Origin of the sequence: Aeromonas sp. QDB68 (genome assembly GCF_027707405.1) — a bacterium.
GTDB classification, from domain to species: domain Bacteria; phylum Pseudomonadota; class Gammaproteobacteria; order Enterobacterales; family Aeromonadaceae; genus Aeromonas; species Aeromonas caviae.
The window spans coordinates 1-874 of record NZ_JAPCIQ010000233.1 but is presented as its reverse complement, the minus strand read 5'-3'; the positions used below and the strand labels follow the sequence as shown (position 1 = coordinate 874).

The 874-nt window shown below is 50.7% G+C and carries 1 pseudogene; it reads right to left on the bottom strand.

Annotation, left to right across the window (positions count from 1 at the left end):
* Positions 1-76: 76 nt before the first annotated feature.
* Positions 77-408 (bottom strand): annotated as a pseudogene (locus PG892_RS22410) (transposase); the annotation flags it as partial.
* Between the last annotated feature and the right edge of the window lie 466 nt (positions 409-874).

The following is an 874-nucleotide window of genomic DNA, read 5'->3' as shown; positions in this document are numbered from 1 at the left end:
TGACTCATGATGAACCCTGTTCCATGGCTCCAGATGACAAACATGATCTCATATCAGGGACTTGTTCGCACCTTCCCAAGCGAATGGAAATCGCGTAATGGGTCACGACCTTGGCCGCCATCGCTCGACGAGCCGATGGCGTTACCACTTTTTTGCCATGGCCTCGGCGATGATTTCAGCCTTGAGGCGCTCCTCAGCATACATCTTCTTGAGGCGGCGTTTTTCGTCCTCCAACTCCTTGAGACGCGCCATGAGGGAGGCATCCATCCCGCCGTATTTAGAGCGCCACTTATAGAAGGTGGCGGAGCTGATGCCGTGCTCGCGGCAGAGTTCCGGGACGGGCGAGCCGGCCTCGGCCTGGTTGAGAATGGCGATGATCTGGGCATCGCTAAAGCGTGATGTTTTCATGTAGAACCCCCTGCATTTAAGGTACGGGAAAATGCTACTTATGAGCACCCCAGTTTTTCGGGGGGATTACCAATCCTGATCTGCTAAGGTTTTTCCTCCTGTTTTGACTGTTCATCCCAGGGGAAAACGAGATAGAATCGGACCCAAAATCCGGTTTGGGGCACACGTTGCCCAAGATGTGAGCAATGCAGGCTGTCAGGCTGTCAGGCTGTCAGGCTGCCTGGATGTGCAATATGATGCGACGACATTGTTAAACATCAATCAAAACAAGAAGCTGGAGGAGATGATGGCCAACAGCGAGCACAATCAGGTTAAAGGCAGCATGTTGGGAGCTGTAACTCAAGGGCGGTAGCGTCAATTGTTGTCTATGTGTATCACTCCTATGTGATCTTCATGTACAGGATCTTTAGCTACAACCAATTGAAATAGATAGAAAAAAGGCTTCGTTTGTGATCTGATTTAATCG